The organism is Burkholderia sp. PAMC 26561, from assembly GCF_001557535.2.
Classification (GTDB): domain Bacteria; phylum Pseudomonadota; class Gammaproteobacteria; order Burkholderiales; family Burkholderiaceae; genus Caballeronia.
Genome location: NZ_CP014311.1, coordinates 70,621 through 95,739, shown reverse-complemented (window position 1 = coordinate 95,739; position 25,119 = coordinate 70,621). Strand labels below are relative to the sequence as shown.

The window sequence follows — 25,119 nt, the reverse complement described above, 5'->3', positions numbered from 1 at the left end:
TATTTCACTATCAATCTTCATCGTCGTTTCCGTCGCCACGTTTGCCGAGATATTTACCTAAGCTCCAACTTGGGCAGTTTTCATCGCTTCAATCAATAGCGAAATATCCGGCGCTGTTGCAACTGCTTGGCCGATTGAAAGTAATTCGAAGCAGAGGCCGCCGCGAATATCAGCCTTAACGTGTTCATCGAGCTCCGCCAAACGCGAGTGGTTTATAGCGGGTACACGATTCGGCGACGGATCCGACGACTCGTAATGCGCGCCTCCGGCAAAGTTGCGAAAGTACTCCAAGACCTGCTTCCGAGAAAATTTCTCTCCAATACGGACGGCACCGAGGGCGTCAACGTATAGCGACATCGTTAGCTCGCGCCGGCCAAGTCCATCAGTCGGGGGAAGTAGTGATAAGTTGGTGGTCGGTGAATGTGCTGCAATAGTTGTCACCTCAACCGCAAAGCCTTCTTCGGCGTCTGCCTTCACTCCCGTGGAAGGGTTATCCACACGGAAAGTTCCGATGAACGAAAGCAGCAACTCACGCTGTCGGCCGCCGCCCGCGATACAGTTTGCCGCAAGGTCAAGACGAAGTCCCTTGAAGGTCGCTATCGCTTCAATGTCCGGCGCGATGATTCTTGGTTCTTTTTTAAAACCGTATTCGCGCCACGCCTTGCCCAAAAAGCCTTGAACGAGTAGTAGATGCAGCGTCGTGCTGCCGCGGCGGAGATCGCCTGAAGACAACTCGTCAGGACTCTCATGCCACCAATCCCTCAGAAGCCACTCAAGGTCTTCGAGGACGGCGGTTGTCAACGTACTTGTCGTGTCACTTCAAGCAAACTGCTTTAGTTCTTCCGGCTGCATGCGCTCCGGATTGAGCCAGACTTCATCCTTCAATTCCCAATTACGCGTTGATCGGGACCAACGCCGTGGATTGCGCTCCCTGGCCTCTGCATAAACTGCTTCACGCTGCGCGAGCACTGCGGCGGCTACGCCGTTGTGGCGCTGCGCCGGCGTGACGAATTTCAGGCCGCTGTGTTTGTGCTCCTGGTTGTACCAACGCACGAACTTCTGCGTCCAGGCCCGTGCCTCATCCACGCTGCCGTACGGCCTGCGCGGGTAGTCGGGCCGGTACTTGCAGGTGCGGAACAGCGACTCTGCGTACGGGTTGTCATTACTCACACGCGGCCGGCTAAACGAGGCCGCGACCCCCAAGTTCTCCAGAGTGGCAAGCATCGTCGCACCCTTCATCGGGCTGCCGTTATCCGAGTGCAGCACCAGGGGACGTCCTGCCAGGCCCTCGGCCAGACTGGCACGCCGCATCAGCAACGCGGCTAGTTCTGCCGATTCGGCTTCATGCACTTCATGAGCGACAATCTTGCGGCTGAACACGTCCAGCATCATGTACCAGTAGTAGTACTGTCCTTTGACCGCCGCCGGCAGCCACGTGATGTCCCACGACCAGACCTGATTCGGTGCCGTCGCACAATGACTGGTCACCACCCGGGTCGAAGGCTTGCGCGCACGACCCCGGTGATGCTGCTGCGAGGTGCTGCGCAGCACGCGATAAAAGCTCGATTCCGACGCGACATACACGCCGCGATCCGCCAGGCTTGGCACGATCTGGCTGGGCGGCAGGCTGGCAAACTCCGCACTATTGGCCACCTCAAGAATCTGTTGCCGTTCGGCCTCACTCAGCCGATTCCCCGGCAGCGGCCGTTCGGTCGTGGTACGGCCATCGGCGAGCACCGCGTCACCGTCACACACCCAGCGCTGGAATGTGCGCAGGCTCATGCCCAGCTCGTCGCAAGCCTTCTCCAGCCGACAGCCTGACTGCGCCGCCTCGCGTATCAACGATATACATAACAGGCGATCCGGGACGTTGATCAATCGTCCTCTTTGTCTCCCCAAATCGCCTGGGCTTTTTTTCTCAGAATCAGCAGCGCAGCCGCTTCCGCCAGCGCCTTCTCCTTGCGCTGCAATTCTTTCTCGAGCTGCTGGATGCGCTTCTTGTCGTCCTTCGACTGATGGCGCTGCTCGCGTGCCTGCTCCGTGGCATTCGCATTGGCCGAACGGCAAGCGGCTCGCCAGGCGGATATCTGTTCCGGATAAAGACCTTTTCGACGGCAATACTCGGCCAGTTCCGCTGCATTGAGCGGCGCGGTTTCCAGCACTACTGCAAACTTGTCCTCCGAAGACCATGCTTCGGGATTCTTCCCATCGCCCGGCACAGCCAACCCTTGTCCTTTCGCCTGTCGGCGCCACGTGTACAACGTCTGTTCGGTAATTCCCGTTTCTCTGGCCAGCGCCGAAACCAGCGCGTTTTCCGGCGGCATCATGCGCCGCACCAGCGCTTCTTTTCTTTCTGCTGAGTAGGTTTTCATTCACCCTGATTTTACCGCCCCCGGACCATGTCTATAAGAATCAGATAACACGACAAGTAGTCTGACGCCGGGGGAGGACCGCCCCGAATTTTCTATTTCTCATCGTTTTCTGTTTTCCGAGCAGTTACGAGATTGGGGACGCGCGTTCGCGGCACGCGAGAATCAGCGCATTGTGCGCTAACAAATTCATCTGCCAATCCCACTGACTAGGATGTTCTGACACGTATTTATCCACAATCGCAACAAGTTGGCCGCCGCTCACCTGCGCAATGCATACCTTCAGTCGGCGCATGTACTCTTCGCGCGCTCCAAACATCGCGCTGTACAAAATTCCGTCGACCAAGCCCTGCACATACCCTAACCGTTCAGAGAATGGCGAATTTCGGTAATGCTGCCCCGATAGATATCCACCTTCAACGTACGCCCCAGCCGGACTAGCAGCATGCGATGCCAAGGTCCAAGTCACGAAAACGGCGAAAACCGCAAGCAAGGCACGCCTGCCTTTGTTTTGGTCTTTCATCCCGATGCCCGCCCTAGTTCTGTGTTTTCCGAGTCAATTCAACGAGGCGTCCGGCCTAAGCGGCCCGATGATTTTGTGGATGACGGGCCAAACTAAGTATGCAGTCCAAGCAACATCGTCCGAGCTGCAATAGACCAGGAATTCATCCTTATCTAAGCTGCTTGCGCGATACTTATATTCGCCACAACCCGCAACCTTGTTCCAAGCGAGACTTTTCGTAATTTCTAGGTTGAAGTCGTCTTTCCACGGGCCAGGATACCGCTTCGCGACCGCGATAGTTTCTGACCAGCTTGAGCTAGCGCCAAGTAGCGCGACGGCCGCAACTGCCATAGTAATGATTAATCGCTTCACGCTCTTTTCCGGTGCTCAATGCTTGGACGTTATTGCTTCATGTCAACGAGCTGGCTAGCAACATAATATTTTTTCGGATTCAGCAAGCACATTGCTCTCATCTGATCGACCACGAAACGCGGGTCGGTGTCTATCAATTCGGTCGTGTAAAACGTGGTGGCGACTGGACGCGATACCAGCTTATACCACGCTTTGTTTGGTCCGATAGTGTCAGGAATTTCAAGAGGTTCTTCGTCATAGATTTTGAGAAACTGCGTCATCGAAAGATCAGCGCCGTTGTGCGCTTTTTTGTATTCGGCGCGATGCTTGATAATGTCACTGACGATCCCGGCCACGAATGTGCAATCGAGGTTCATGCGACTCGCCTGTTTGAACTCCGTCTCCGGAATGACCTTATATGCGTACGCTTGCGACCCCGACCCTAGCAGCGTAATAGTCACGCAAAGCGACTGAATGACAGTGTTCCGAACTGATTGCATACTCTTTTCCAGTGAACGGTGAATTCACGTCGTTTCTGATCTGAGCGACAGTAATGGAACAGACACGCGTGTACCCATGAATTGGATACCCTCAGGCGTGGCGCGGACCTTCAGCGCATCCTTGTAGCCATAAAATTCTCCCGCACCCGTTCCAGATGGCACTTCCTTCAGACCGTTGACAATGACCGTGTGGTTGCCGAACTGCAGGCACTCCGGAGCGTATGGCTCAGCTCGATCAGACACGTACAGGATGGCGGGCCGGCGGTCGCGCAGTTCTGGCTTAGCGTAACGCGCTGAGAAAAACGAGTGGAGAACACTGGCAAGCACGACGCTTGCCGGATCATCGCGCGAAAACAGCGCGACATAGGGTCGGCGACTACTCTCGTGCACGGCGCTCACACCCACATTGAATTTTCGGGCATCCAGCGCATAGATGAGTTCAAGCGCCCGATCAAGCGCCTCGCTGGTGTCGCTCGACAGCTGGCGCGCAGCGACGAATGGACCCGCCCCCTCTTCCATCCATGCCGGACGCGCGGCAGCACCGGCGACTGAAGAGGCAATGGACTTGATCGAGTAAAACGGAATCGTTGAAAAGTCAGCCGGGCCGAATACCTGCAGTCGATTGACGGCATTGGCTTCGGCGGCCAGTTCCAGATCATGATCCCAACCAATGCTGTTCAGTTGTTTCCGGATTCTCTCCGGAAGCGCGTACATCAACGCAGAGACCCAGTAACGCGCCCCTGTATCAAGCGCTACCGGCAACGCGGTCTCTCGCAGGTCAAGTGCCCGAAACCCTTCGAACGTCGCTTCCATGCCCAACTGCGCGATCGCTGTGGCAACAAGTGTATCCTGCACGGCTTGCGCCCCGGTTTCGATCAGAAGCAGACCGGGCATCTTCTTAAAGCTCATCTCCTCGAAGAAAAGCACGAGTGCGGGCAAGATGGCGTGGGCCTGCTTGCCCAGCATGGCCACCGGCCCGTTCTCGGACACCTCAAGCTCCAACCGGTAGATCGCTTCCAGTACCTCCTGATGCGTGTCGTTGCGGCTCTGGATAGTCCAGAACGGCGCATTGCGCTCCAGGCCAAGCCTTGATCCTAGCCTTTCGATGTCCGCCAGCGACTTGAATCCGCGGGACACCGCGATCGCGTGCTGGCACGTCGTTAGGGGGTACGACGTACCGAACACCTGCTGGGAGTGCTTCTGGAGACGCTTGGCGTCACGTTTGAGCGACGCGAAGTTGCGAACGACTGACGTGGTGAGACCACGGATGAGAGAGAGTGCCATTTTTAGTCCTTGGCGCGCCTCGTAGGCATGCCTTCCGGTACATTGAAAATTCGCCTCGGGCTGGACCGCATCCGAGCCACAAGCCGCTGATGACCTCCGTGCTTCCCGCGAGGGTCGTCTGTATGGACAGACGTGCGCAGCACTGGCGCAGAAGGAACGATAACGCAGATCGAGGCTTGCGGGCAAGTGTCAGTGGCGACAGGCAACGAGGGGCAGGTTCTGAATGTCCTCTCTGCTCCTTCCCGCTTCGTTAACCGTAGGCGGCACTCGGGTCCACGTCGTTCTTTTCCTATTCGGCATTGTTGAAAGTCGCGCGGTCTATTGCGGCTATTGCGTCATGCACGCATAGAGCTAATTTGTTATGCGCTGCAACTATGCCGTCAGCGAGCGGAGCGTTGCTTGCGTGCCGATGACGCCGCTCACCGTCAAGCAGTCTTTCCGCTTCAAGCAACGAAGTGCGCGCCTGGTCCAGTCGCCTCGCCAATTCTTCGCCAACCATCTCGCAGCCCCTCCCTTCTGTTTTCCCTACCCTTCCAACATTGGAGCAGCAGACTCGATCTGCTCGATAGTGAGATGACGCGTCAGGCTCAGCGCCGCCACAATACGGCGACCCTCGCCGAGAATCGCTGTACGTAGTAGTCGCAACGCCACCATTAACATCGGCAAAGCGAACCGTGCGGCTTCCGAAACCGGTTTTGCTTATAGGTGCGGCCTTTAAACATTGCGGCTCTACCGCGTCGTTTTCCAATTTGTTCTGTTCACACGACTGCACGTTCCATCGGGATCGATTTCCCGGCCTGAAGGCCGATGCGAGCAGCCACACTGTCCTCGACTTCGAATCCGTGCTTTTGGAAGAGAGGAACCAGATCGGCATAAGCCGCAGTCAAAGTGAGGTGCTTGTAGCGGCGCGCACGAGCGTATGCGTCCATGTTGTCGATTACCAAACCAAGCAGCCCCAACCCCTTATGCGATTGAAGGGTGTAAACGCGGTCACCCGGTGCGATCGGCCGCTCAAGATCACAAAAAGCTACGTCAGCAAGATGAAGTTCGTCTTGGTAGACGTCGGCGATCGTAAGCTCCATGACGAGGTTTGCCTTCCGTGGCACCCCTCGCCATGCCTTGACCATCAAGATGTCCCGTATAGCGTTCTCGCCGATAACCTTGCTGATGGCGGAATGAAGTTTAGGATCGCTGCGCTGAAAATAGGCTCGCAACTGCATTGGGTCAACGTCTTTCCACTCTCGGGTGACGATCCGATTCCAAATGTTGCCGCCTAACGCGTGCATGCTAAGCGGCTTGTCCTTGATGATCTTGGAAAGCTTTTCACGATCGAACATCTCGACGGTAAGGCTGTCTCCAAAGCGTTCCCGCAGTTGACGCAGCGGTACAATGTCTCTCAGCATGAACTTATCCTTTTTTCTTGTAATGCTGCGATAGCCGCAGCGTTCTTTTTGTTTCCCTACCTCTTGTTATCGGCACTCAATCAGTCTCAGATAGGCTAGGGCCGGTTGTCCCGAGACGCTGTCTGTTATCGGTTTTGGCGATGAGCCAAATATCCTGGCAGCCACCTTTTGCGAGGCGACATTCGTTGTTCCAATGACTGCCTGAAGATAGAAGCGCGGGATGTGTCGCCCGAACCCCGCTCGCATCTCTGAAATACTTTGCTCCATCACTTTGGTAGCGACACCCTGGCAACGAAAATTTTCATCAACGGCGTATCCGATATCGAATAGGGGGATTTGGTCAATGTGCGGGCCTGCAATGAAAATTGCGATTCCTTTAACCACACCGTGTTCGATAAGGGCATAAGACACGCGGAGTGGTCCCGTTTCCTTATCCATCAGAACGACCAGATCAGAAGGCGACGGGCACGCCTGTGGCCGGATACGTCCTTCTTTGTAAGCGGCCTGATAGCTTATCAAGGCTGTAAGCGGGTTGGTCATTTCGACCATGTGCACTCCGTTGTTTTTCTAATTGACGCGACGCCAAGCGTCTTCAATGGCACCAAAAACGATCGGCACAAAGTCATGGCCTTCGAACGAAGCAGGCCGATCGTCCTTCGGATAGTCCAAGGCAGCCGGCGCGCGAATCATGTCTAAAACCCGCTTGCTGTGTTTGCCGGAGTTGGCCACCTCAACCAACACTTCCGTTTCGATGGTGTGAAGCAACGCCCACGTCAGGATGCCTTTCGAGCGATGACGCTGCACAACCGCTGGAACCGCGTCCCGAACTGCCGCCTCAGCGGCAAATAACACGTCCACTTCTTTTCCTTGTTATTCACAGCGGTAGCAGACCAAATACGCTCGCGGCGGTCGTTAGGGCCACCGCAATCGCTGTCAGACCCGCAGCCGTCCGATTCAACGCACCCGATTCCTGAGCTAATCGTATAAATGCGACGTTCCATCCGAGTTGCTCAAGTTCGGAGACGACCGGCGCCATCCCGTTTGGCCAACTGGGATCGGGCGACACGCAACTTGCTTTCCACCAATAGTACGCAGCAGCCAATCCAAAAACGAACCCAAAAACGGAAAGCAGTAGAGCGAACACATGCATTCCTTCACCTTGTCCTAGTCGTCGAGCGGGGCGAGTACCCAGGTCCCTTGCTGCACCAAATAGAGCTTCAATCCCTCACATGCCATGTCTTCGATAAGCCAGTCAGGCACTGCGTCAGACTGGATCGAGTGCACCAGCACGACTTGACCGAATAACAACTCCCGAAGCTCAACCTCTATCGGCCCAAGCCTGGCCCTTCGCAACAGAGATTGGTCAATCGGCATGCATTTCCCTGTTTTCCATTCCGCCTACCTTCGCGGTCCACACAAGAAAGGCGGTACATGCCGAGCCGCCTGCGGAGTATCCCTGAAGTAGTCTTCGACGATTCTCATCCGCCGGTGGAATTTGGTGGCGTCCAGCCCGCCCGTCTCGCCAAAATCTCCCACTGTTTCTCGGACGCATCACGTTGTTGCTCGCAGTACTTGGCGAGCTTCCCGAAAGCCTGATGAAGCGTGGGGAAACTCTGCGGCGATATCCCGAGCAGCCGTCCCTGCGCCCCGATCGGCGCGAGTTGTTGTCGTGCCATGGCGCAAATTCCCTCAAGCGCAGTTCGCAACTTTTCATCCTCGGTCGCGACGGCCACTTCGCTGAGTTGATTCATGGCAGTCGGCATGGGTCCAGTTCGGTCCAACGCCTTAAGGACATTGATGTAATCCTTCTTATCGTTCATACGTCTGTTTTCCGGCTTATGTGGCAGTTTTGGTTTGCGCTAGAAACGTATCGATGGCTGACAGGTGTACGCGGTAAATCTGTTGCGCGTGGGCGTTGAGACCCAGCGCATCAACAAAAGCCGGTTGCGCGTGGAACGTTGAGTCTCCGCTAACACGGACCCCGATCACATACCAAAGCAGTGTGGGAGGCGTGTAACCGGAATTTCGACTATTTTCCTGTACGTCCTCACTTACCGCCCTGGTAAGCGCTTCCATCGCTATCGCGCGGCCCTTGTGAGCGAGCAGCGTAAGGATTCGGTCCAATATCAGCCCGGGGGTTTTAACAAACGAAATTTCCGCGTCTTCCATGTTCGACAACTCCGTAAAGTTTTAGGACAATGCAAAGCGCTCACAGGCCGATGTTTTCCTATCAGTTGTCGCGGCGAATCTCGTGCCGATACAAATACACCATGTAGTGACCGCACGTGCACTGGAATGTTTCGCCCTCAAGCAGTCCATTGTATCGCTGGTGAATTATGGCGCAATCGGTCCCCTCCCTAGGACCACCACAAGAGTACTGTTCGACAGAGAGTGAGCGGAGGCAGTTCGCGCAGTCGATTGTCGATGGTCGTTTTCGAGCGTTCAAAATGTCCTTGTTTTCCGACCTATTGCTCGTTTTCGTAATCCGGCTCGGCACGCGTGATCGGTCTATTCAGGATCACCGCATTCGCGGCTTCGATGTGCACCTGGTAAGCGCGAGTAATCAACGAGATCGTGATCCCGTTCAAACGTCACCTTGTCCCATAGCTGGATGAAGCGACGATCAAGTTCGCGAATTAAGTGAACAAGATCTGCATTGGACAACAGTTCCGGCGCGACCTTCAGCGCAGAGAGAACATCTGGACGATCGGACGACCAGTACGCCTTTGCTGACCGAAGCGTTTGGAAGCTCTCAATTGTCGTCCCAATATCTGGTACGGTAATCCAACCGCCGCCACTCTTGCGTTCGTACACATCGCGGTCCGATCCGTCATTTGTGGGGATACTCATGATATCGATGCCGTCATGCGACGAAACGATTTCTGGCTTGATATCGCCCTGATACTTTCCTGCTTTAATGTCGGCCCAAATTTGGTCCAAATCTATTTGCCGCTTATTGCTCTGCATTATTGAGATTTCCATGTTTTCCGTGTCGTCGTTACGAAACCACTTTCACGCCAGCGCGTGCCTCGACCAGCGTGTCGACAGCTCCTTTCGGAAGCCCATTCCAAACCATGAATTGTGCACCTTCGTCTTCCTCAGCGTGAAAACTGTCCATCGCTTTCCCGCGCTGCGTTACGCAATTTCGACTCAGCCTCAACCCAATCGCCATCTGCGATTGCTTTCCATGCAAGACGCAACCGGACAATTTGCTCATCGGGAGAGATCATCAACAAGTCGTATGCGCTCTTCATGACTCTGTTTTCCGTTCTACTGGAATCGAACCGCTTTGACGTTGAGAAAGGCCTCTACTTCAGCTTCCACTTTCCTCTTTGGCCCCGGCTTAAACCGCGTCCACCAATACGACATGAACTGCACATCCCGCGATTCCATTGATGCATCGAGACCCACCGCGATATGGAAAAATCGACATGCAGTTTTCAACGCCGCCCGCTTCTCGGTGCGCGCGGCACGTTCTTGCGCTGCTCGCGCTAGCTGCAAAGCGGCGCACGCCGCTTCCCCGCGATATGCCGGACTATCGCGATGCTTGCCCAGCGCCTCTTTTAACCCTTTGGCATCTGACTTCAGCAGCTTTGTCTGACGGCCTCGCCATCGGATAGCATTGTTCCTGCTCCACTTGCCGTTGGTGTACTCAGCATCCACGACTTCGCCATCAATTTCGACGTCGTAGTGACCGTCATAGTCCGGTAACGCGGTCATAGAAAACCATTCGGTATATCGCGTCATTCGTTTCCCCTCTTTTCCGATCCTTTTGTATGGCGCCACGCGCGGGCACGCGGCGCCTTATGCCGCTAAATTTTCACAAACTCATCGGCTCCAGCGTTGATCGATGCCCACTCGTCACCTGCTGCGACTTGCTTCGTCATCTGCCATAGCGTGTTTATTTTCGTGTTGCCCGTGTTCGGCTCGCATTGCCCGACCCACGACGTAATAGCCTGAAAGTCGCGCCAGTGAACGACAAAGGAGATCAAATCGCCATCCACATAACCGCGCAGGTCGCCTTTAGTGGTAACGCCACCGGAACTGACATTGCTGTCGTAGGTGCCGGTCAACTCGTCGCCCTGCTGCGTGAGTTGCATTGTCGAACCCAGGTCGTTTTTCCACGATCCCGAAAAGTCGATGGACGGACCTGTGCCTGCTTTTGCATATTTCAGTGACTGTTCCAGATGCGGCATCTCAAACCTCCACACTGCAAATCGACGGCGGCCGGCCGGCGAGCGGGGCGCATTGCGCCGGGTGCTTTTCCGCTATTCCGGATGAAATTCTTGCGAGAGCACGTCATCGACGGCCCATGGCAATGCTTCGGGGAACACATCAAGGTCGAGGCCCGTTTCGTTGCTCGCAATGCTGCGTGCCTTCGACCACACGATATCGAGCCACGCGGCATCGCTGAATTTTCCACGAAGGCTCGGAGCTTCGTCTAAAACGTAGGCTACTTCCTTGCGCTGCGTGCGGATGGTGAATTGCCAACTTTTGCTGCGACGTGAGGGCTGAAATTGCCACTTCAAAAGATGAGCCAAGAGGACCGACATACGGCTTGCCAATTCGCGCTGTTCGCTCTTGCCCACGTCCTCAATCTCCTCTGCGATGTGCTCAACGTCGATGGCGGTCAGCCTGCCCGAACGCAGAAGTTCTGCCTGCTCGTTGGCCCATGCAACGACGTCCTGTTCGTATCTCGTTCCCATGATCGTTCCATATCGAGACAATGGTTAGATTTTAGGTGCACATGTGCACCATTTCAACGCGATTTCGATACTCTCGCTATCGTTTTTCTGGCGTGCTCAAGAACGTTGTCGGGCATGCTCGACGCCGTGTGCTGTCAGGTGCCGCGAGGTACGCCTTCCACGTCGACAATGCTACGGGGAACGCTTGCCCCTTGTTGAGAGCCGCAAGTGCATCAGCCTGCGTCATCTCGGCCTGCTCAATAAGCGCCCGCAGCGCGATGCCGTTATCCGAAACCTCGTTCATGGCCTTTACAGATGGTGTACAAGTGCACCAGAATATCATGGGAAAGAGGCGCAAAAACTGCCGTTACGGTTGCAAAGCCCGATTGGTTTAACGGCAACAAGTCGGCAAAACTTGATTTATTCAGATGACCTCCTTGATAGCGCGGCGTAATTCGGCATGGGAAACATCGATATACCGGCTGGTCTGATCGATATCGGCGTGGCCCAATAGCAGACAAACATCGTCGATCGACGCACCATTCAGAAGGAGTTGGGTGGCGAACGTTCGACGCCCACTATGACTGGTCCCTTTCGTTCCCGCCAACTGGTATAGCTTCGACACATACGCTTGCAGTGCGTCCGCCGCCCAGTAATCAGCTTCAATACCGCCCTCGCTTGTCCTGCGCTTCCGACTGAGGGAAAAGGGGTAACCCGTCCTGCTAAGAATCAATGCGAGGCCTGGATTCAACCCCAGGTACGCGGACGAATCAAGCGTCGTGCCGAACTCACGCTTTACGCGATAGTCGAGATACCGCTGTAACGCCTCGATGAGCTTCGCGGATGAGAGATAGATACACCGCTGGCGACAGCCTTTGGTAATTGCCGCACGTAACGAAACTTCGTGGCGAAGCTTGCCGTTCGCGAATAGAACGTCGGCAACGGTGATTTGAGCTATTTCGGTGATCCGCATCCCGCACGTAATCCCAAGAAGCAAAATTACCGCGTCACGCTCCGGGTGTCGGCTAGTTGTTTCGGTCACGCGTAAAAGATGGCGAAGCTGACTCGGTTTGAGCACTGCGGCCCGTTTTTGCAGCTTTTTTGGCATAGCTGACCTCTGAACAGAATGTGTTTGCACTTCGTTCAGAGAGAAAAACCGTGAGGGTCTTTTTCGAGGATAGCACCGCGCCCAACCTACCAACCTCGGAAAGTACCTGGAGGCACATGCAGCGCACCTACGGCTGCCAAAAAAAATCCCCAAGGCAAGCGCCTTGGGGATTGTCGAAAGTTGCTACAAGAACAGATGAGCAGTTGCTCGCCGTGCTACCTCAAGCGAATCGTCCGCGGCGGCGAACATATCGCATTGCCGTGTTGCACGGTCGAGTCGCGGCAACGCCTTTGCGTATCTGCTAACGCCAGAACCGTCAAAGCTATCAGCGCCGGCGGCCGCGCAAATGCGAATCCGACGAGCTGAGTTCACCCGCCCGACGTGCAGGTGACAGTGCCGCCGTCGCGCAACAGAACCCCAGGCTTGCGCCGTGGCTTCCTTCCACTCGGTCGTGCCACCAATAAAGATGCCTATAGCCGGTGACAGCAAGCTTGCAACATCGTTGATTTGCATCCCGTTCTGCACGGCGAGCAGCATCCTTGTTGGCATGCCGCGCAGTCGTTCCTTCCACCGCAACGAACACTCCAACGATGCGAGACCACCCGCTACGATGTCGGGCAGCACGATCCAATCTGCACCCTCTCCAAGCCGATCTACGGCAAGGAGAAACGCGTCCTCATCAAATGGTTGCTGCTGAACGAACGCCGACCAAGCGCCATTGTCCAATGCGTAACGCATGCCCTCGGTGCGAAGCTCGCCTTTGGCGGAAACGAGAAGGCGCCACCCGGCATCGCGCAAAGCAGCCAGGTTCCGTCTGGTCCCCGTACGGCTCGCATAGCCCACCATAGGCGGCCGATGCATCGCGATGCGTTCTTCACACTCGCCATCGTCGGCCGAGCCATCAACTCCATAGTACTCAGCGTACGCCATGTGATTTTGCGACCAACCCGCCTTTTCACCATGTGCGTAGGGCGCAAGCCATTGCGGAATCGAGTCATCGATCATCATGGATGTGGCACCCCCGCAGAACATCCTTGCCTGCTGTGGCAAGAATTAAAGATGCGTCTGCAGACCTACGAGCCAGATCGACAATCGCACTTAGCGCGACTTCCGCCTGCGCCTGAGGGTCGTTGTCTGCGATTGCATCTCGGTCCACAAGACCTAAGCTGATCAGCGTGTTGAGCACGTCATCGGTGAAATCACTGCACGAGTAAGCCATTGTTGCTCCAAAAATGATGCGGAGCAGCCCGAGCGGGCTGCGAACCCGCTGGGTAAAATAGGTGTACGGCTGATTTATTGAACGCTATACCGCTGTCCTCTTGCTGTTACGTCGTTCCAGTTCGAGAGATACGCACGCACAATGTCTGGCCGACCTCGAAGCACAATCACGTTTTCCGAGTTGTACAAAGCTGCCTGCTGACTGTAGTTGTACGACCCTGTCTGAATCACATCGCTGTCTACTGCCAGAAACTTGCTGTGTTGCGAGGGGTATGCGCCCACTACCGTCACTGGAATGTTGGCATTGACCAGCGCACCGAGCGCAGCACGCGCCTTGCCACTGCGATCCTCCTGAATGTTGTTTCGATAATCGACCGTGACGGCCACATCGACCCCACGCCGTTTAGCCGCGATAAGCGCCCGAACCACTGGCGCAGCTGTGAACGAATAGGCAAGTAACCGGATTGATTGCCGCGCACTTTGAATCGTTGAAAGGACAAGCGCCTCGCCACCGCCATCGGGCGAAAACGCGACCTGCACATCCGCATCGCCCGCAAATGCAGACGCCGGAATGATCGCGCAGGCCGCAAGTGCGATGGCAGCGCAGAAGGAACGAAAGTTCTTCATATAGATTCCTTTAAGTGGAAGGTTTACTGCCGAAGCCCCACGTCCAAATGGATCGCGGGGCTTCGGCAGGTCTCAGCAGCGACGATGTCGCGGCACGTTCATTGAGGAAGCACGCTCAAGCGTGCGTCGAAGCGGTACTGCCGCTCGTTCGTCCGAGTGCGGCGAAACAACAGGGGGATGCGGCGCTTTCGGCGGACGCGAATGCGAGGGTCCACTGGACACAGCCAAGAGCAGCATCAAAAGATTTGCCATGATTTCACCAATAAAAATGGCGCCGCAATGGGCGCCAGACGGGGTTATGCCGCCGATGAGTCGACGGTTAGTTATGCAACGGCGACACGCGGACCGTGAGCCATTGGCCTTGCACCATCACGTCTCGCAGGAGAGAACCGTTCAAACGGTACTCACGTACGCAAGGTGTTTCGGTGGCAGGAGCCTTTTCAGTTGAAAGTGACGGCTCCGGCTTGCGGCCGCCTTCGAGGGATTGCATGCGGGTGCTCCTAAAGGAAAACGAGGAGCACCCCATGCGGGGAAGCTCCCCACGAGGGTTAAGAAAATAGATCAGGCTGCAAGCGCCTGGACTTCGATAATCGCGTCAGCCTCCGCGACAAGATCGGGTGTTTGCGAGATAAAAAACTCCCGCTGGTACCCGCCCTGTTGCAACACTTCCCGCTTCATGCGCATGAACTGCAGCTTTCGTTGTGGATCAAGCGGGCCGTCCGATTCATCGCTAAAGAGAGTTTGGTACGGCTGCCCGGTGTTTTGGGCGAGGTATAACGCAATGCCACGCGTCAAACACTCGTTAATCCATACCTTCTGGCCACCCGACATCACCTCGACCAGCTTGGTGCTGTCGTTGTCGGCGTCGTGCACAAGGATTTGAAACCCCTCCCGCATTTCACCGCTAGCCAACGCTCGTTGCGTACGAATCTCGACCGTGAAGCGGCGACCGTAACAAGCCAGCAGGAGCTCGTTGACGGTGTGCGTGAGTGCCGGCCCTGCGTCGTCGATCGTCAGAGCAATAACACCATCGTTGCCAAGACCTTTTGCCAGTAGCTTCCAATGTGCAATCTCACTGGAAAGCCGACTAGCTCGGACTTCTGTTGCGACGAACGGGATCAACTCCGTCTTCAGCCTTTCGCATTCAGCCTGCAACGTCGTTTGCGATCGGATGAGAGCTTCGATTCGGGCTTCCAACCCCACAACACCTTCGCGATTAACCGATAATTGACGGTCGATATCAGCGATTGCAGCAGTCACATCGACTGCACCAAGGCGAGTAACCTCCTCAGTAATCTCCGTCAGCTGCGCGATCAAGCGAGACTTATCAGCCTCGACACGAAGCAAGCGTGCCCGTTCCTCTACGGCCAAAGCCTTGAGTTCCGTTTGCGCCGCCTCGAGGCCATTGGTTGCAGCCTCCAGCAACGGTTTCTTAGCAGCAAGCTCAGTCGCTCTTTCGAGCTTCTGACGTGCGACGCTAACCGCATCGTTCAGCGTTTTCAGCTCAGCACGCTTTGCAGCAAGGTGCTCGAGCGCAGGCGCCAGCTCCACGGCCAACTTTCTCGTTTCCGAATAAGTCGTTCGTAATTGGGCCACCGAGATCCGCTGAACCTCTGCCTGTACCTTCGCTTCACGTGCCTGCGACAACAGCGGACATCTCGTGTGCATCTCGTGGCCAGCACAGGGAACCGAGTCGACCACCGCAGCTTGCTGCCTGAGGTTTTCAAAATGAGCCGCTTTGGTCGGCCCTTCCTTCTCAAGACCCTGCAACTTGCCCTGCAACTCTGCGTGCTGAACCTGCTTCGCCTGCAGCGCTGCAATCTCGATTTGCAAAGGCTCGACTCGCGCGGCCTCCCGGCCGATCAAAAGCTGCGCCTCATCACGCTGCGCTGCCGCTCCAAGAATTGCTTCTCGTTGGGTCAACGTCGCTTGATGCGTTGCGACCGACCTGTTCAGCGTCGACGTGCGTTGCTGCGTACGCGTCTTTGCGGCAGTGTCCTCGTCAATCAGAGTTTTTAAAGCACCGTTCAACTCGTCCCGTCGCACGCCGAGTTGGCGAAGCCGAGCCTCAATGGCGGCCGACTCACTTTGCTTGACGGCGAGCGTCGCGCGCTGCTGAGTCAGGCTTGTTGTGACGGCCACCGCTTTATCACGGTCTGCGCGGGTAGCTCGAAGTGCTTCAAAGTCGCGATCCGCCAAACGCTGAACATCCGACACACGTTCACGTTTAAGCACCAAAGCCGAAATCTCAGCGTTGGTGGCGTCGAGCGCACGGCCCAAAATCTTCGCAACCTCGGCAGCTTTTGCTGACAACGCCTTCAGATTCTCGATCCCGAGCAGTTCGGCCAGCAACGTCTTGATTTCCCCCGATCCGTAGGTCGCAAGTGGTCGACGGTTTTGAGCCGAAAACACACTTGTGAAGAACGTTTCGAGTGAGCCATTGATTGCTTCGACGCAGCGGTTATAGGTATCCGCCTTGCCGTCTGAGACGGTGCCATCCGGTAGGGACACCGGGTGCCACGTGCCGTCCGTCGACCGATACGCCAGGTAGTACTCGGCCTTGCCAGTCTTTCCGGGCTTTCGAAACGAAAAGGAGGACCGATAGCGGATGCCATCGTGTTCCCATTCGAGTTCCTTGAGCGCGGTGGGTGCACAGATATGGTCCCAATACGAGAATGCATCGACCGACATCTTCGACGCATGCGACGGCATGATCGGATACGGATGCAGGTTGTCCATGATCGTCGTTTTCCCGGCCCCGTTGGGTCCGGTCAACGCAATCAGGCCTTCCGGCAACCTTTCCAGATCAAGCGTGAGACTGTCGCGGTGCATACCATCTCGCACCCCGTAAAACCCTTCCAGCGTGAGTTTCAGTGGGCGCATGGCGGCAACTCCGATGCTTGGTGCGACATCTCAACCCATTGCGCATAGAACCCGTCGTTGTCATCGTCCGGAAACGCGTCATGAACGGTCCCAACGGCGGATACGGCAACAGGTTCTGGCAAGCGAGGCGCGCTCAACGTGCCATCGATTGCGGCGCTCACCAGATCGCAGACCTTCGCAAACTCGCGTCGGGCGCTAATGAGAAGCTCATCCCAACCCGAGTGACCGGTCAGGGTGCGAATCTCCATCGCGGACCACTGCGTTGCGTAGCCTTCACGGTACGACCAGAGAAGGTGCTGCAGCTCTACCGTTGGCGTCACAGCGATGTTGCAAATGCCAGGGGCAGTTGCAGACATCACAAGGACTTTTCCGGACTGCGCAATGACAGCGCCGCGGTGTTCGCCGAACGGCTGATGAAAAATCGCCGCAGTGAAGCCGGCGTGGTCGACGAGCGACTTTTGAATTTCGCGCGCGGGACGGTGCTCGGACGCAAAGGTACGAATCCAATCGGATCCGGCAGGGTAAAGCCCAAACATGATTGCACTCCGTTAAGGAAGAAAGACGGAGTGCGCCCGTTAGGGATCGCTCCCCGCCAGGGTGAAGAAAAATGAAACTGCTGAGAAAGGGTGTTGCTTACATCGATGCGTCCAGGACGCGGTGAAACCTTGTTTCGATAACCTCGCGGGCTATCGGAACACGGCTCGTGTTCACGAGCGAGAGAGCCGTAATGGCCTCTCTCACTGGATTGGCAGCTTACGCTGCAAAAAGATCATCCTCGAGCCACGAGGCCGGTGACGAAACGATCTGGACGGTTGCGTCCGGAGATTCAATCGTTTCGACAAGCGTCTCGCGTTCATCGCTTGCAGGAGCAGAAAACACCTGACTAGGCTGAGAAGATTCAAGGGAGTCGATACGGCCTAGAATGCTTGCCGCTATCGATTCCGCGTCGTTCGCCTCGAGCAACTGAAACCGCTCGAGCAACGGCGCCGCACCGACCTCCGTCAACTCGCACCACCGCTCGAGCTTTCGCTCGACTGTTGCCTCAAGGCTGATCCCCTGAGCGCGGCTGCGTGTAACCGGAAGAATGCGCGCTTCGACCTTTAGCTCCGATGCCCCGGAAAAAAGCGCCGCGATCGCCTCACGATCAACCGATTGGCGATGCTCCTCATCGACCTGCCAACGAACACGAACAAACTTGTCCGTTGAACTCGCCGCGATCTCGGCAAGCCGGGCCATGTCAGGCGGCCCGTCGAAGTCGATACAGACCGTCTCCCGCGCAGGGGTGGCGACCAGTTCCGCTCTCGCGTTGCCGGTAGACACATCCCACAGCAGATAGCCCTTATCGCCTTCCTCGCCGTAATGAAAGCGCCCGATTGATCCCGGATACGCGACCACCCGCCCTGCACGCTCCCATTGCTGGTGTTTGTGAATATGGCCCAGCATGAACGCATCGCAATCGGCGTCGAACAACGCACCGAGGGAAAACTCGTGATCGAAACCGGCCATCATGACGCCGTGTTCGGTCGTGCAACCATTGACGGTCCCATGCGACACACCGACCGTTCGAATACCAGCCGCGCGTAGCTCACGGTTGACCTTGCCGGCCGCCGCGAGATAGTCGCTCAGCACGTCGCCAAGTGCAGTCGCCGCATCCTTCGCGCCCACCGCGGCCGCGAGTTGCCCTTTGTTGATCGTGGGCAAACACGTGAACACGACGTCCGCGCCGATTTCAAGAACGTCACTCAGCTCGTCGGGGTTAAATACCGGCCCGGCCGACGCAAAGAATTGCCCCTCGAACCAGCTTACTTGCTGCACGCGATCAGCGATGAACACGGGATACCGGTCGCCCATCAACGCAAAGTTTTTCAGCGTCCCAGGTGGCTCGTGAGAGAACGTCCCTTGCAGCATCAAGACCGGCATTGAAAAAGCGAGCCGGTGGATCTGCCGCGCGAGCCGATTGAGCGATGGTGCATGCGCATCGAGGCGATGGTCCGTCGCGTCGCCTGAGATGACGGCGAAACCGGCCTGTCGCTCGATAGCAGTGGATACAGCGAATCCGAAACAGCGGTCCGCTTCCTCCAGATTGCCCGGCGCGTAGTGCAGGTCAGAAAAATGAGCGATTTTCATGTCGCCTCCTTAAATGAAAAAAGCTGCATCGGTGTCCCGTGGCAGCTTCATCGTTGTCGCCGAATGGCGAAAGAAATCTAAATTTAGGTGCTTCGCAATGTGTCGCGCACTTTCATCAGCGTGATGCCAAGAAGGTTTGTTCCTCGCCAGTTTGACTTATCAAGAATCAACGGATCGCGCTCACCAAGCCCGACACCCCAGATTCGATCGTAGGGGCTCGCCTCGACAAGTTCGGTCGATGCGGTCGCCAATAGCAGTGTTTGCAACCGTGGGTTCTGCGAGAATTTTTCTCGACAACCTACGTAGACGATCGATTCCCGCTTGCTTAGCCACTTTTGCATATCAAAGCCTTTGACCTGTCGGCCCAACGCTTTTTGCTTTTTTGGATGGTGGGCGGCCAGTATTGCGTTGGCCGATGTGTCATCCTCAAACAACTTGGCTTTCGAGAACATCATGAATTGTTCGACGCTCTGAAACTCGAAACCGTGGTAAAGAAACTTGCAGGGATGCCAGTTGCTCAGTGCATCGTCAGCGCCGAAGAACAACGTAAAGTTGCCGATCTCACGCATCGAATAGTCCTTCAAAAACAGAAAATGGGCCGCCGAAGCGGACGGATTCGATGCGCAGAGAAGCGCGCTCGAAAACTCTTTAGCAACGCGTGTTTGCTGAAGGGTTCTCGGCTATCGAAAGTCAAAGAAGGTGAACCGGCCCCGAAGGGCCGGCAAATGAGGTTAGCGGAACTACTGGATTCGCTTCACCAGGTGATGCCCGCCATCGAGTTCAACCTGCTCTCCGACCCGCAGAGCGCCAATGCGTTGAATATCGACTGCGTCATACCCATTGTCGCTATGAAAGTAATCCTCCGACACGGTGTTCGTGCGTGGGAGGACATACGTTTCATCCCAGGTAGCGTCGTAGAGTCGTGCCATTGCGGTCCTTACACGAAGGTGGTCGATTGCACGGCGCTCGCAATTTCGGCTTCGAGTTCGGTCCTGTCAGCAAGTGCGCTGGCCAAGAACCGGTTCATCGCGTCAACTTGATCGAGCTTGTTCGTCCAACCCCTGCCGTACCGATACTGGCCAAGGATTCTGACGTCTTGCTGCCGTTCCTCCAGATGAAGGCCCAAGCGATGCAAAAGATCCGTCATGCGATCGCGCTTGTCTTCCAGCGTTTCACTCGGATGTGGCTCGTAGTCAACGGAATCGGCGGTTGCCTGGCCGGTCGATTCAGATGTCGGATCAGCCGCGCGTTGATCGATCACGTGCGTCTCACCGGAGGCCTCAATCAGCGCGACTGCCTGATTCGCGGCTTCCAACGCTGGTACCGCACCGTCTGCACCGTCAAGCAAAGCGCCCAAGTCGATATCCGCGTCGAGCACCGTCAGCATCTGCTTCTGACGGACCGCTTGGCCATTCTCGTCAATGCGCGTGATGTCGAACTCACGCTTTGAAAGCCAGAACCGCGTGCCGGTCAGCCGGCCGCGCGCGAGCGCTACCGTCTGCATGGCGCCATACGCTTTCTGAAGAACGTAGATGGAGTTGGTGGGCAGCTCGATCAGCCCGAGACCCTTGATTTCGGGGATCACGAACAGAAACGACGCTGAGAGATTGCATTTGCGCGCCTGATACTGAGGACATGCATGCGGATCGCACTTGCCATCGGGTATGTCGTCATCCTGTCGGTGAACAATCAGTCTGCCGCCAAAAGACCTTCTGACGCGTGTGGCTCGCTCATCGCGTTCGACTGGCGCGTAGGTCTTGCAGTAGCGCACGCCGTCCGGGCCATACTGCGAGAAAAACTGGCGGCTCGTCGTCGTGTAGACCGCCATTTCGTTGGGGACGTTTCGAAGCCAATCGTCGAAGGCAAACATCACCGGAAATCGATAGAGCTTCATGCCATCGCCCCGATCCTCGCCATACATCCGGGTGATCTCGTCTGCCGTCGCCGGGTTGGAGAAGTCTGAACGCCTGCACACGAAGTACGGAACGTTCTTCGGCACCAACGCGTTTCTGAGCTTCAGTTTGCTCTCGAGGGTTTTACCGATCGTCTCGTATGAGTCGCCGGCGGCCACCATCGTGTTGTACAGATCAACGGCTTGTTGATTCGCCTGCATTGCGCGCGTAAGAACTTTGATACCTGGGCGAATCTTGCCCATGGTTGGAGGCCGGAGGGCCCGCTCCTCGACCAGACTGCGCGGCGTGAGGTCCAGCATCGATACAACTGCATTCATGATTTTGAACTCGCGAGAAAGAAGATGGCCGCGGTGCGCAGTTTGGTCGCCTGAGATTGGATCTCGCCGGCGGCCGCAACTCCTCTGCGTTCGGTCACTTGATGGATAAATACGGAACGCTCGGCATCGCTGAAGCTTGCGACTCGAGCCACTTCACAGCGTGTGCGCCACGCATTCGAGGTTGTGTCCCATTCAGCACGCTCAAATTCGATCTTGTCTTTGATCGCATTTGCAATGCGCTGATTGAGGCGGTCTTGCAGCAACATAAACACCTCCAGAGAAAGCCGATCGGAAACCGATAGGCGAAAAAAAAGCCCGCTCCGGTTAGGGAGCGAGCTTCGAGAAATGGGGAAATGAGACCTACACGCCACGTCCCTTCTGGGGACGTGGCGCACAGGGAGCCAGTAAAGGCTCTATCAGAGGACGTAAAGTCGTCCTCGCGCAGCATGGTCACGCCGCGCAACAGCCCTTTTCGGAAAATACATTCCGCCGCAGGAATCACGGATCAGCCAACTTCGATCGTTCTACCCAGAACAGGCTCTGGAGAGAGAACACCCGAAAAACTGGGTTCGAACGATGTACCCGGTCGCCAAATGAATGCGAGCCAGACGGTACGAGTATCACGGCTGAAATTGGGGAGTGTTTAGCTAGGCACTCAGCACAAGAAGATATCCACACCAGGAGCTAACTGGTCGGAGCATGCTCAGAAGCACGGCTTTGGAGAGAAAAGATGGACTCCGGGATGGGAGTCGAGGTCGATGCGTCAGAGACGCGGGGTATGGATTGAAGTATTCCGGGAAATGGATGCGCTGTGGACTCGAAAGGTCACGAATTTGATATGTCTTTCGACGGTACGACCGGTTTTCATTGATCGAGAATCTATGTCTGAGAGAGCACATACAGACCGAGAAAACCATGTCAGCTGTTCCACAGGAAACGCCCGAGGATAAGGTCCCCGCAATCCCCGCAGCTTCGCCGAATGCCGAAATCGAGTCGGGCCTCAAGCCTCTCGCCAGGCTCACGAGCGACGACCGGATTGCGCGCATCATTCCCGACACCCATGCTCAGACCGAGCTTCAGTACTATTCAAAGTTCGCGCGGGAGTTCCTCCGCGCCCACTATTACTTCTGTTCCGCCAAGATGTCCGTGGCGAGGGGCGGTAAGCGGATTGCGATCGAGGAAGAATTTCGAGTCGCCGACGAGTGGTTTAAACGGGCGTTGGCGCAGACCAACAAATTGCCTCGGCGCAACCTCGGCATGAAGCCCAAAAGCGTTACCGTCGAAATGAAAAACGCTCTATCTGGACGGCTTGTGCGCTTGCTCTCTATATACGACGTGATCTTTCTCAGAACCCTCGAGGGCCTGTTCCTTGGCGTCGTGTCAGCACATCAACGCCAATCAGCGTTGGCGGCTGCCGAGGCGCGGCTTCACCAGTTTCCCTTCATCTGTATACCGGATAGCGATCGATACGCGCCCGAAGGCGTCCTGCTGCCCGATCCGGATAAAGCTAGTTAGGCTTGCCAACTGAGACGCCGGCGCTGGATTGACAGCGCCACGCGGGCGGTACGCTCAAACCTAGACAATGAAAACGAGGTCCTCTATGGATTTACGCGATATCCAACGGCTTCACGCGCAATTCGCACCCGACATGACGACCATTGATTTGCCGCGACAAATCGCAGCGCTTCCAGCACCGGCCAATGCTGGCGGCAATGAAGTCGCCCCGACCATGCGCCGGCGGTGGGCCCAAACTGGACCCATTACGCGTTTGAGCGTTCTCGCAGCGGCCGCAGCGGTCGTTGTGGCAATGGCCGGCATGGGTGCTGCCTCGATTTACAAAGGACTAAGCACCGCGCAAAGGTCAATGCCGGTCACAGCGACCGCGCCTGCGAATACACAGACGGCACAGTCGACCAACAACTCCAGGGCCGATGCAAACCAAGTCAGGGAGATCGATGCGGCACCGGCGCAACCCGTGATGAATGCACCCGGACTCACTTCGAGTGACCTCGCAGGCGCCTCGATGTTAGGGCTGACAGCTGAACAATTCCGAAAATCGCTCAAGGCGAGCAGCACGCCGACTCAGGCAGCGCCCTCGGCACCCGCACAATTCACAGCCGAGTCCGAACGCGCCGCGCTCTCCCCCATCCACCGAAGCACGCCGCGCAGCAGCATCGCACCTGCTGTTGCCCCGAACTCCATCCCCAGTGCAACGATAAACGCGCTCGCGGTTTCACCAGCGCCCGCTGCCGCTATCAAGCCAGTGGAACCTGTCGTCGTGCAACAAGTGCCTCAGCAATCGGTCAGCGTCGCGCCGGTTACGGCGAGCGAGGCGACTCCGGTTGTCAGCACCGCATCGGCCGCAACCGCAACGAAACAGACGCATCAGTCCCGTCGTCGGATCTCGAAGCCGCGCGTCGAACAGGAAAGCGTCGCTGAACCGACTACGTCAACGCGCGCTGTCACGCCATCCGCTCCAGCGGCCCGGACAGGATCGAACGAAGTACAGATGTTCTAGGAAGCTTGGACATGAAAAACGAACTTTACATCACCCTCATCGCCTCCGGCTGTGCGATCAACGGCGACATGATCGTCGATCATGGCGTCAGTTGCTTTGGCTTATGCGCGGGCAGCATGATCTCGACGCGCGGCTTGCTGCATATCGGCGAAGGCGGCCTGGTCAAGGGCAGCACGCAAGGCGAGCACGTACGCATCGACGGGCGTGTCGACGGCAATGTTCACGCCCGCGATTCGCTCGAAGTCAACGGACATGTATCCGGCGACATTTTGTATAGCGGCACGATACGCTTAGGGCCGAACGCATCGCTTAACGGCACGCTTAAGCGCGTTGCTCGAATGATGACGATCGACGTGGCTCCCGCAAGCGACGCAACGCTGGACGAAGAAGCCTCGGCACCTACGCCGGCCGCCCCAATCGTCGCCGCTTCAGAAAAAGGCGATTCGAATGTGACTGAGCTCCACCGCACCGCAGCGTTCTGAACCGTGCCTTGTCGAACGGACCAGTAAGCCCGCGTGGGCGACGATCCGACTGAAAGCTATGCCGTGGATCGCGGCCTCTCACACCTGGTCGCAATTACGATGACTACAAAAGCCGAAACCGACTACCGAAGCGATACTTGGGAAGCCGCAGCGCAGGAAGCGGCGTTCGCGGATTTGTGCTTTTGCATGCTATCTGATGGTCGGTTTATTAATCGCCATGCGATGCCTGACACGATTGCGCACCGCAGCCCGTTTGTATTGCCTGATGCATTCCTGGCCGCACTTCTGGAAACAAGCTTGCACTTAGCGGACTAGGGTTTATACTTATTTTGTCTCCTCCATGTCTCCACTGATATGGATTAAGCCCGCCACCTGAGCGGGTTTTTTTTTGTCTCGTGTATCCGATTCGTCGGGATCGCTTTTTGCATCTTAGTCTTCGCTGCCAAATTCAGGCGCATAACCGAAACGGAGGTTTGCTATGAATAAGGACCAAGTGAAGGGCACTGCAGAGAAGGTGAAGGGCAAGGTCAATGAGGCTGTGGGCAACGCCACGGACGATCCCAGCCAAAAGGCGAAAGGCCAGCTACAGCAGGGTGCCGGCGAGGCGCAGAAACAATATGGCGATCTGAAGGAAGACGTGAAGGATGCACAGAAGCGCACTCCGTAAGCGCAACTGTTCGTGAAAAACGCCGGGTCTTCCCGGCGTTTTTTTATCCGCGCTGCTTCCAGCCGCAAGCTCGTTCTGCTCGGCTCATGGCAGCAGACTCATTTTGCTGCAGTAAGGGTTAACACGTAAATAGCAATAATCCTTTGTCATCTTCGCGGTTAATCT

General features: G+C 56.3%; 32 protein-coding genes. 6 read left to right on the top strand and 26 right to left on the bottom strand.

Going from position 1 to position 25,119, the window contains the following annotated elements; all coding sequences use genetic code 11:
- Positions 1-57 precede the first annotated feature (57 nt).
- The 21 genes from AXG89_RS34000 to AXG89_RS33890 form a co-directional block, all read right to left on the bottom strand.
- Positions 58-801 carry a hypothetical protein gene (locus AXG89_RS34000; protein WP_062175019.1) on the bottom strand — a complete coding sequence of 248 codons (744 nt, stop codon included), beginning with the start codon at positions 799-801 and terminating at the stop codon, positions 58-60.
- 18 nt (positions 802-819) lie between these two features.
- Positions 820-2,372 (bottom strand): IS3 family transposase gene (locus tag AXG89_RS33995; RefSeq protein WP_236873610.1). Its coding sequence is split into 2 segments (ribosomal slippage): positions 820-1,910 and positions 1,910-2,372, totalling 1,554 coding nucleotides; the frame shifts between segments, so codons are not numbered across the junction.
- A gap of 124 nt (positions 2,373-2,496) precedes the next feature.
- On the bottom strand, positions 2,497-2,892 hold the full coding sequence (locus tag AXG89_RS33990; protein WP_062175018.1) for a Rap1a/Tai family immunity protein: 396 nt from the start codon (positions 2,890-2,892) through the stop codon (positions 2,497-2,499).
- Between the two features lie 33 nt (positions 2,893-2,925).
- Positions 2,926-3,243, bottom strand: coding sequence for a hypothetical protein (locus tag AXG89_RS33985; protein WP_062175017.1), 318 nt, complete (start codon positions 3,241-3,243; stop codon positions 2,926-2,928).
- 29 nt (positions 3,244-3,272) lie between these two features.
- Entirely contained in the window at positions 3,273-3,599 is a 327-nt protein-coding gene (locus AXG89_RS33980) for a hypothetical protein (RefSeq protein WP_162916205.1), read from the bottom strand.
- Positions 3,600-3,746: 147 nt separating this feature from the next.
- Positions 3,747-5,006: a hypothetical protein gene (locus AXG89_RS33975; protein WP_062175015.1), complete on the bottom strand. Its 1,260-nt coding sequence runs from the start codon at positions 5,004-5,006 to the stop codon at positions 3,747-3,749.
- Positions 5,007-5,764: 758 nt separating this feature from the next.
- Complete coding sequence (locus AXG89_RS33965; RefSeq protein ID WP_062175013.1) at positions 5,765-6,409, bottom strand: hypothetical protein; 645 nt, start codon at positions 6,407-6,409, stop codon at positions 5,765-5,767.
- Positions 6,410-6,475: 66 nt separating this feature from the next.
- On the bottom strand, positions 6,476-6,958 hold the full coding sequence (locus tag AXG89_RS33960) for a GNAT family N-acetyltransferase (protein WP_062175012.1): 483 nt from the start codon (positions 6,956-6,958) through the stop codon (positions 6,476-6,478).
- A gap of 18 nt (positions 6,959-6,976) precedes the next feature.
- Positions 6,977-7,267: a DUF2471 family protein gene (locus tag AXG89_RS33955; protein WP_062175011.1), complete on the bottom strand. Its 291-nt coding sequence runs from the start codon at positions 7,265-7,267 to the stop codon at positions 6,977-6,979.
- A gap of 620 nt (positions 7,268-7,887) precedes the next feature.
- Positions 7,888-8,229 (bottom strand): hypothetical protein, encoded by a 342-nt coding sequence (locus AXG89_RS33940; protein ID WP_062175008.1) that lies wholly within the window; start codon positions 8,227-8,229, stop codon positions 7,888-7,890.
- 16 nt (positions 8,230-8,245) lie between these two features.
- Positions 8,246-8,578: a hypothetical protein gene (locus AXG89_RS33935; protein WP_062175007.1), complete on the bottom strand. Its 333-nt coding sequence runs from the start codon at positions 8,576-8,578 to the stop codon at positions 8,246-8,248.
- A 339-nt stretch (positions 8,579-8,917) separates the two neighbouring features.
- Complete coding sequence (locus AXG89_RS33930) at positions 8,918-9,376, bottom strand: hypothetical protein (protein WP_062175006.1); 459 nt, start codon at positions 9,374-9,376, stop codon at positions 8,918-8,920.
- Between the two features lie 303 nt (positions 9,377-9,679).
- A complete protein-coding gene (locus AXG89_RS33925; protein ID WP_062175004.1) occupies positions 9,680-10,156 on the bottom strand; it encodes a hypothetical protein in 477 nt (158 codons plus the stop codon).
- 65 nt (positions 10,157-10,221) lie between these two features.
- Positions 10,222-10,605, bottom strand: coding sequence for an avidin/streptavidin family protein (locus AXG89_RS33920; RefSeq protein ID WP_062175003.1), 384 nt, complete (start codon positions 10,603-10,605; stop codon positions 10,222-10,224).
- Between the two features lie 72 nt (positions 10,606-10,677).
- The gene (locus AXG89_RS33915) at positions 10,678-11,115 is read right to left on the bottom strand and encodes a DUF29 domain-containing protein (RefSeq protein WP_062175002.1); all 438 of its coding nucleotides are present in this window, start codon (positions 11,113-11,115) and stop codon (positions 10,678-10,680) included.
- A 403-nt stretch (positions 11,116-11,518) separates the two neighbouring features.
- Positions 11,519-12,202, bottom strand: a complete 684-nt coding sequence (locus AXG89_RS33905; RefSeq protein WP_062175000.1) for a tyrosine-type recombinase/integrase — start codon at positions 12,200-12,202, stop codon at positions 11,519-11,521.
- A gap of 183 nt (positions 12,203-12,385) precedes the next feature.
- Positions 12,386-13,210: a hypothetical protein gene (locus AXG89_RS33900; RefSeq protein WP_062174999.1), complete on the bottom strand. Its 825-nt coding sequence runs from the start codon at positions 13,208-13,210 to the stop codon at positions 12,386-12,388.
- Positions 13,197-13,421, bottom strand: coding sequence for a hypothetical protein (locus AXG89_RS42600; RefSeq protein ID WP_062174998.1), 225 nt, complete (start codon positions 13,419-13,421; stop codon positions 13,197-13,199). Before AXG89_RS42600 ends, AXG89_RS33900 begins: the two co-directional genes overlap by 14 nt.
- Positions 13,422-13,495: 74 nt before the next feature.
- Entirely contained in the window at positions 13,496-14,047 is a 552-nt protein-coding gene (locus AXG89_RS33895) for a phospholipase D family nuclease (RefSeq protein ID WP_062174997.1), read from the bottom strand.
- A gap of 319 nt (positions 14,048-14,366) precedes the next feature.
- Positions 14,367-14,537, bottom strand: a complete 171-nt coding sequence (locus tag AXG89_RS42595; RefSeq protein WP_162916196.1) for a hypothetical protein — start codon at positions 14,535-14,537, stop codon at positions 14,367-14,369.
- A gap of 71 nt (positions 14,538-14,608) precedes the next feature.
- On the bottom strand, positions 14,609-16,930 hold the full coding sequence (locus tag AXG89_RS33890) for a nuclease SbcCD subunit C (RefSeq protein ID WP_062174996.1): 2,322 nt from the start codon (positions 16,928-16,930) through the stop codon (positions 14,609-14,611).
- An 80-nt stretch (positions 16,931-17,010) separates the two neighbouring features.
- Between AXG89_RS33890 and AXG89_RS42590 the strand changes: the two genes are divergently transcribed.
- On the top strand, positions 17,011-17,541 hold the full coding sequence (locus tag AXG89_RS42590) for a hypothetical protein (protein WP_162916203.1): 531 nt from the start codon (positions 17,011-17,013) through the stop codon (positions 17,539-17,541).
- A gap of 142 nt (positions 17,542-17,683) precedes the next feature.
- On the opposite strand, the gene AXG89_RS33880 is transcribed toward AXG89_RS42590, so the two are convergent.
- The 5 genes from AXG89_RS33880 to AXG89_RS33860 all read right to left on the bottom strand — a co-directional run bounded on the left by AXG89_RS33880 (position 17,684) and on the right by AXG89_RS33860 (position 21,553).
- Positions 17,684-19,057, bottom strand: a complete 1,374-nt coding sequence (locus AXG89_RS33880) for a metallophosphoesterase family protein (protein ID WP_062174994.1) — start codon at positions 19,055-19,057, stop codon at positions 17,684-17,686.
- An 83-nt stretch (positions 19,058-19,140) separates the two neighbouring features.
- Positions 19,141-19,626 (bottom strand): NADAR family protein, encoded by a 486-nt coding sequence (locus tag AXG89_RS33875; RefSeq protein WP_062174993.1) that lies wholly within the window; start codon positions 19,624-19,626, stop codon positions 19,141-19,143.
- Positions 19,627-19,797: 171 nt separating this feature from the next.
- Positions 19,798-19,986: a hypothetical protein gene (locus tag AXG89_RS33870; protein WP_062174992.1), complete on the bottom strand. Its 189-nt coding sequence runs from the start codon at positions 19,984-19,986 to the stop codon at positions 19,798-19,800.
- 8 nt (positions 19,987-19,994) lie between these two features.
- Positions 19,995-21,287, bottom strand: coding sequence for a recombination directionality factor (locus AXG89_RS33865; RefSeq protein ID WP_062174991.1), 1,293 nt, complete (start codon positions 21,285-21,287; stop codon positions 19,995-19,997).
- Positions 21,284-21,553 carry a DUF7696 family protein gene (locus AXG89_RS33860; protein WP_335672013.1) on the bottom strand — a complete coding sequence of 90 codons (270 nt, stop codon included), beginning with the start codon at positions 21,551-21,553 and terminating at the stop codon, positions 21,284-21,286. The genes AXG89_RS33865 and AXG89_RS33860 overlap by 4 nt, the downstream gene beginning before the upstream one ends.
- Before the next feature lie 649 nt (positions 21,554-22,202).
- Here AXG89_RS33860 and AXG89_RS33855 point away from each other — a divergent pair.
- The 5 genes from AXG89_RS33855 to AXG89_RS33835 all read left to right on the top strand — a co-directional run bounded on the left by AXG89_RS33855 (position 22,203) and on the right by AXG89_RS33835 (position 24,954).
- Positions 22,203-22,802: a hypothetical protein gene (locus AXG89_RS33855; protein ID WP_062174990.1), complete on the top strand. Its 600-nt coding sequence runs from the start codon at positions 22,203-22,205 to the stop codon at positions 22,800-22,802.
- A gap of 85 nt (positions 22,803-22,887) precedes the next feature.
- The gene (locus AXG89_RS33850) at positions 22,888-23,805 is read left to right on the top strand and encodes a hypothetical protein (RefSeq protein WP_062174989.1); all 918 of its coding nucleotides are present in this window, start codon (positions 22,888-22,890) and stop codon (positions 23,803-23,805) included.
- A gap of 11 nt (positions 23,806-23,816) precedes the next feature.
- Positions 23,817-24,287 (top strand): bactofilin family protein, encoded by a 471-nt coding sequence (locus AXG89_RS33845; RefSeq protein WP_062174988.1) that lies wholly within the window; start codon positions 23,817-23,819, stop codon positions 24,285-24,287.
- Between the two features lie 33 nt (positions 24,288-24,320).
- Complete coding sequence (locus AXG89_RS33840) at positions 24,321-24,602, top strand: hypothetical protein (protein WP_062174987.1); 282 nt, start codon at positions 24,321-24,323, stop codon at positions 24,600-24,602.
- A gap of 163 nt (positions 24,603-24,765) precedes the next feature.
- On the top strand, positions 24,766-24,954 hold the full coding sequence (locus AXG89_RS33835; RefSeq protein WP_062174986.1) for a CsbD family protein: 189 nt from the start codon (positions 24,766-24,768) through the stop codon (positions 24,952-24,954).
- Positions 24,955-25,119: the final 165 nt, after the last annotated feature.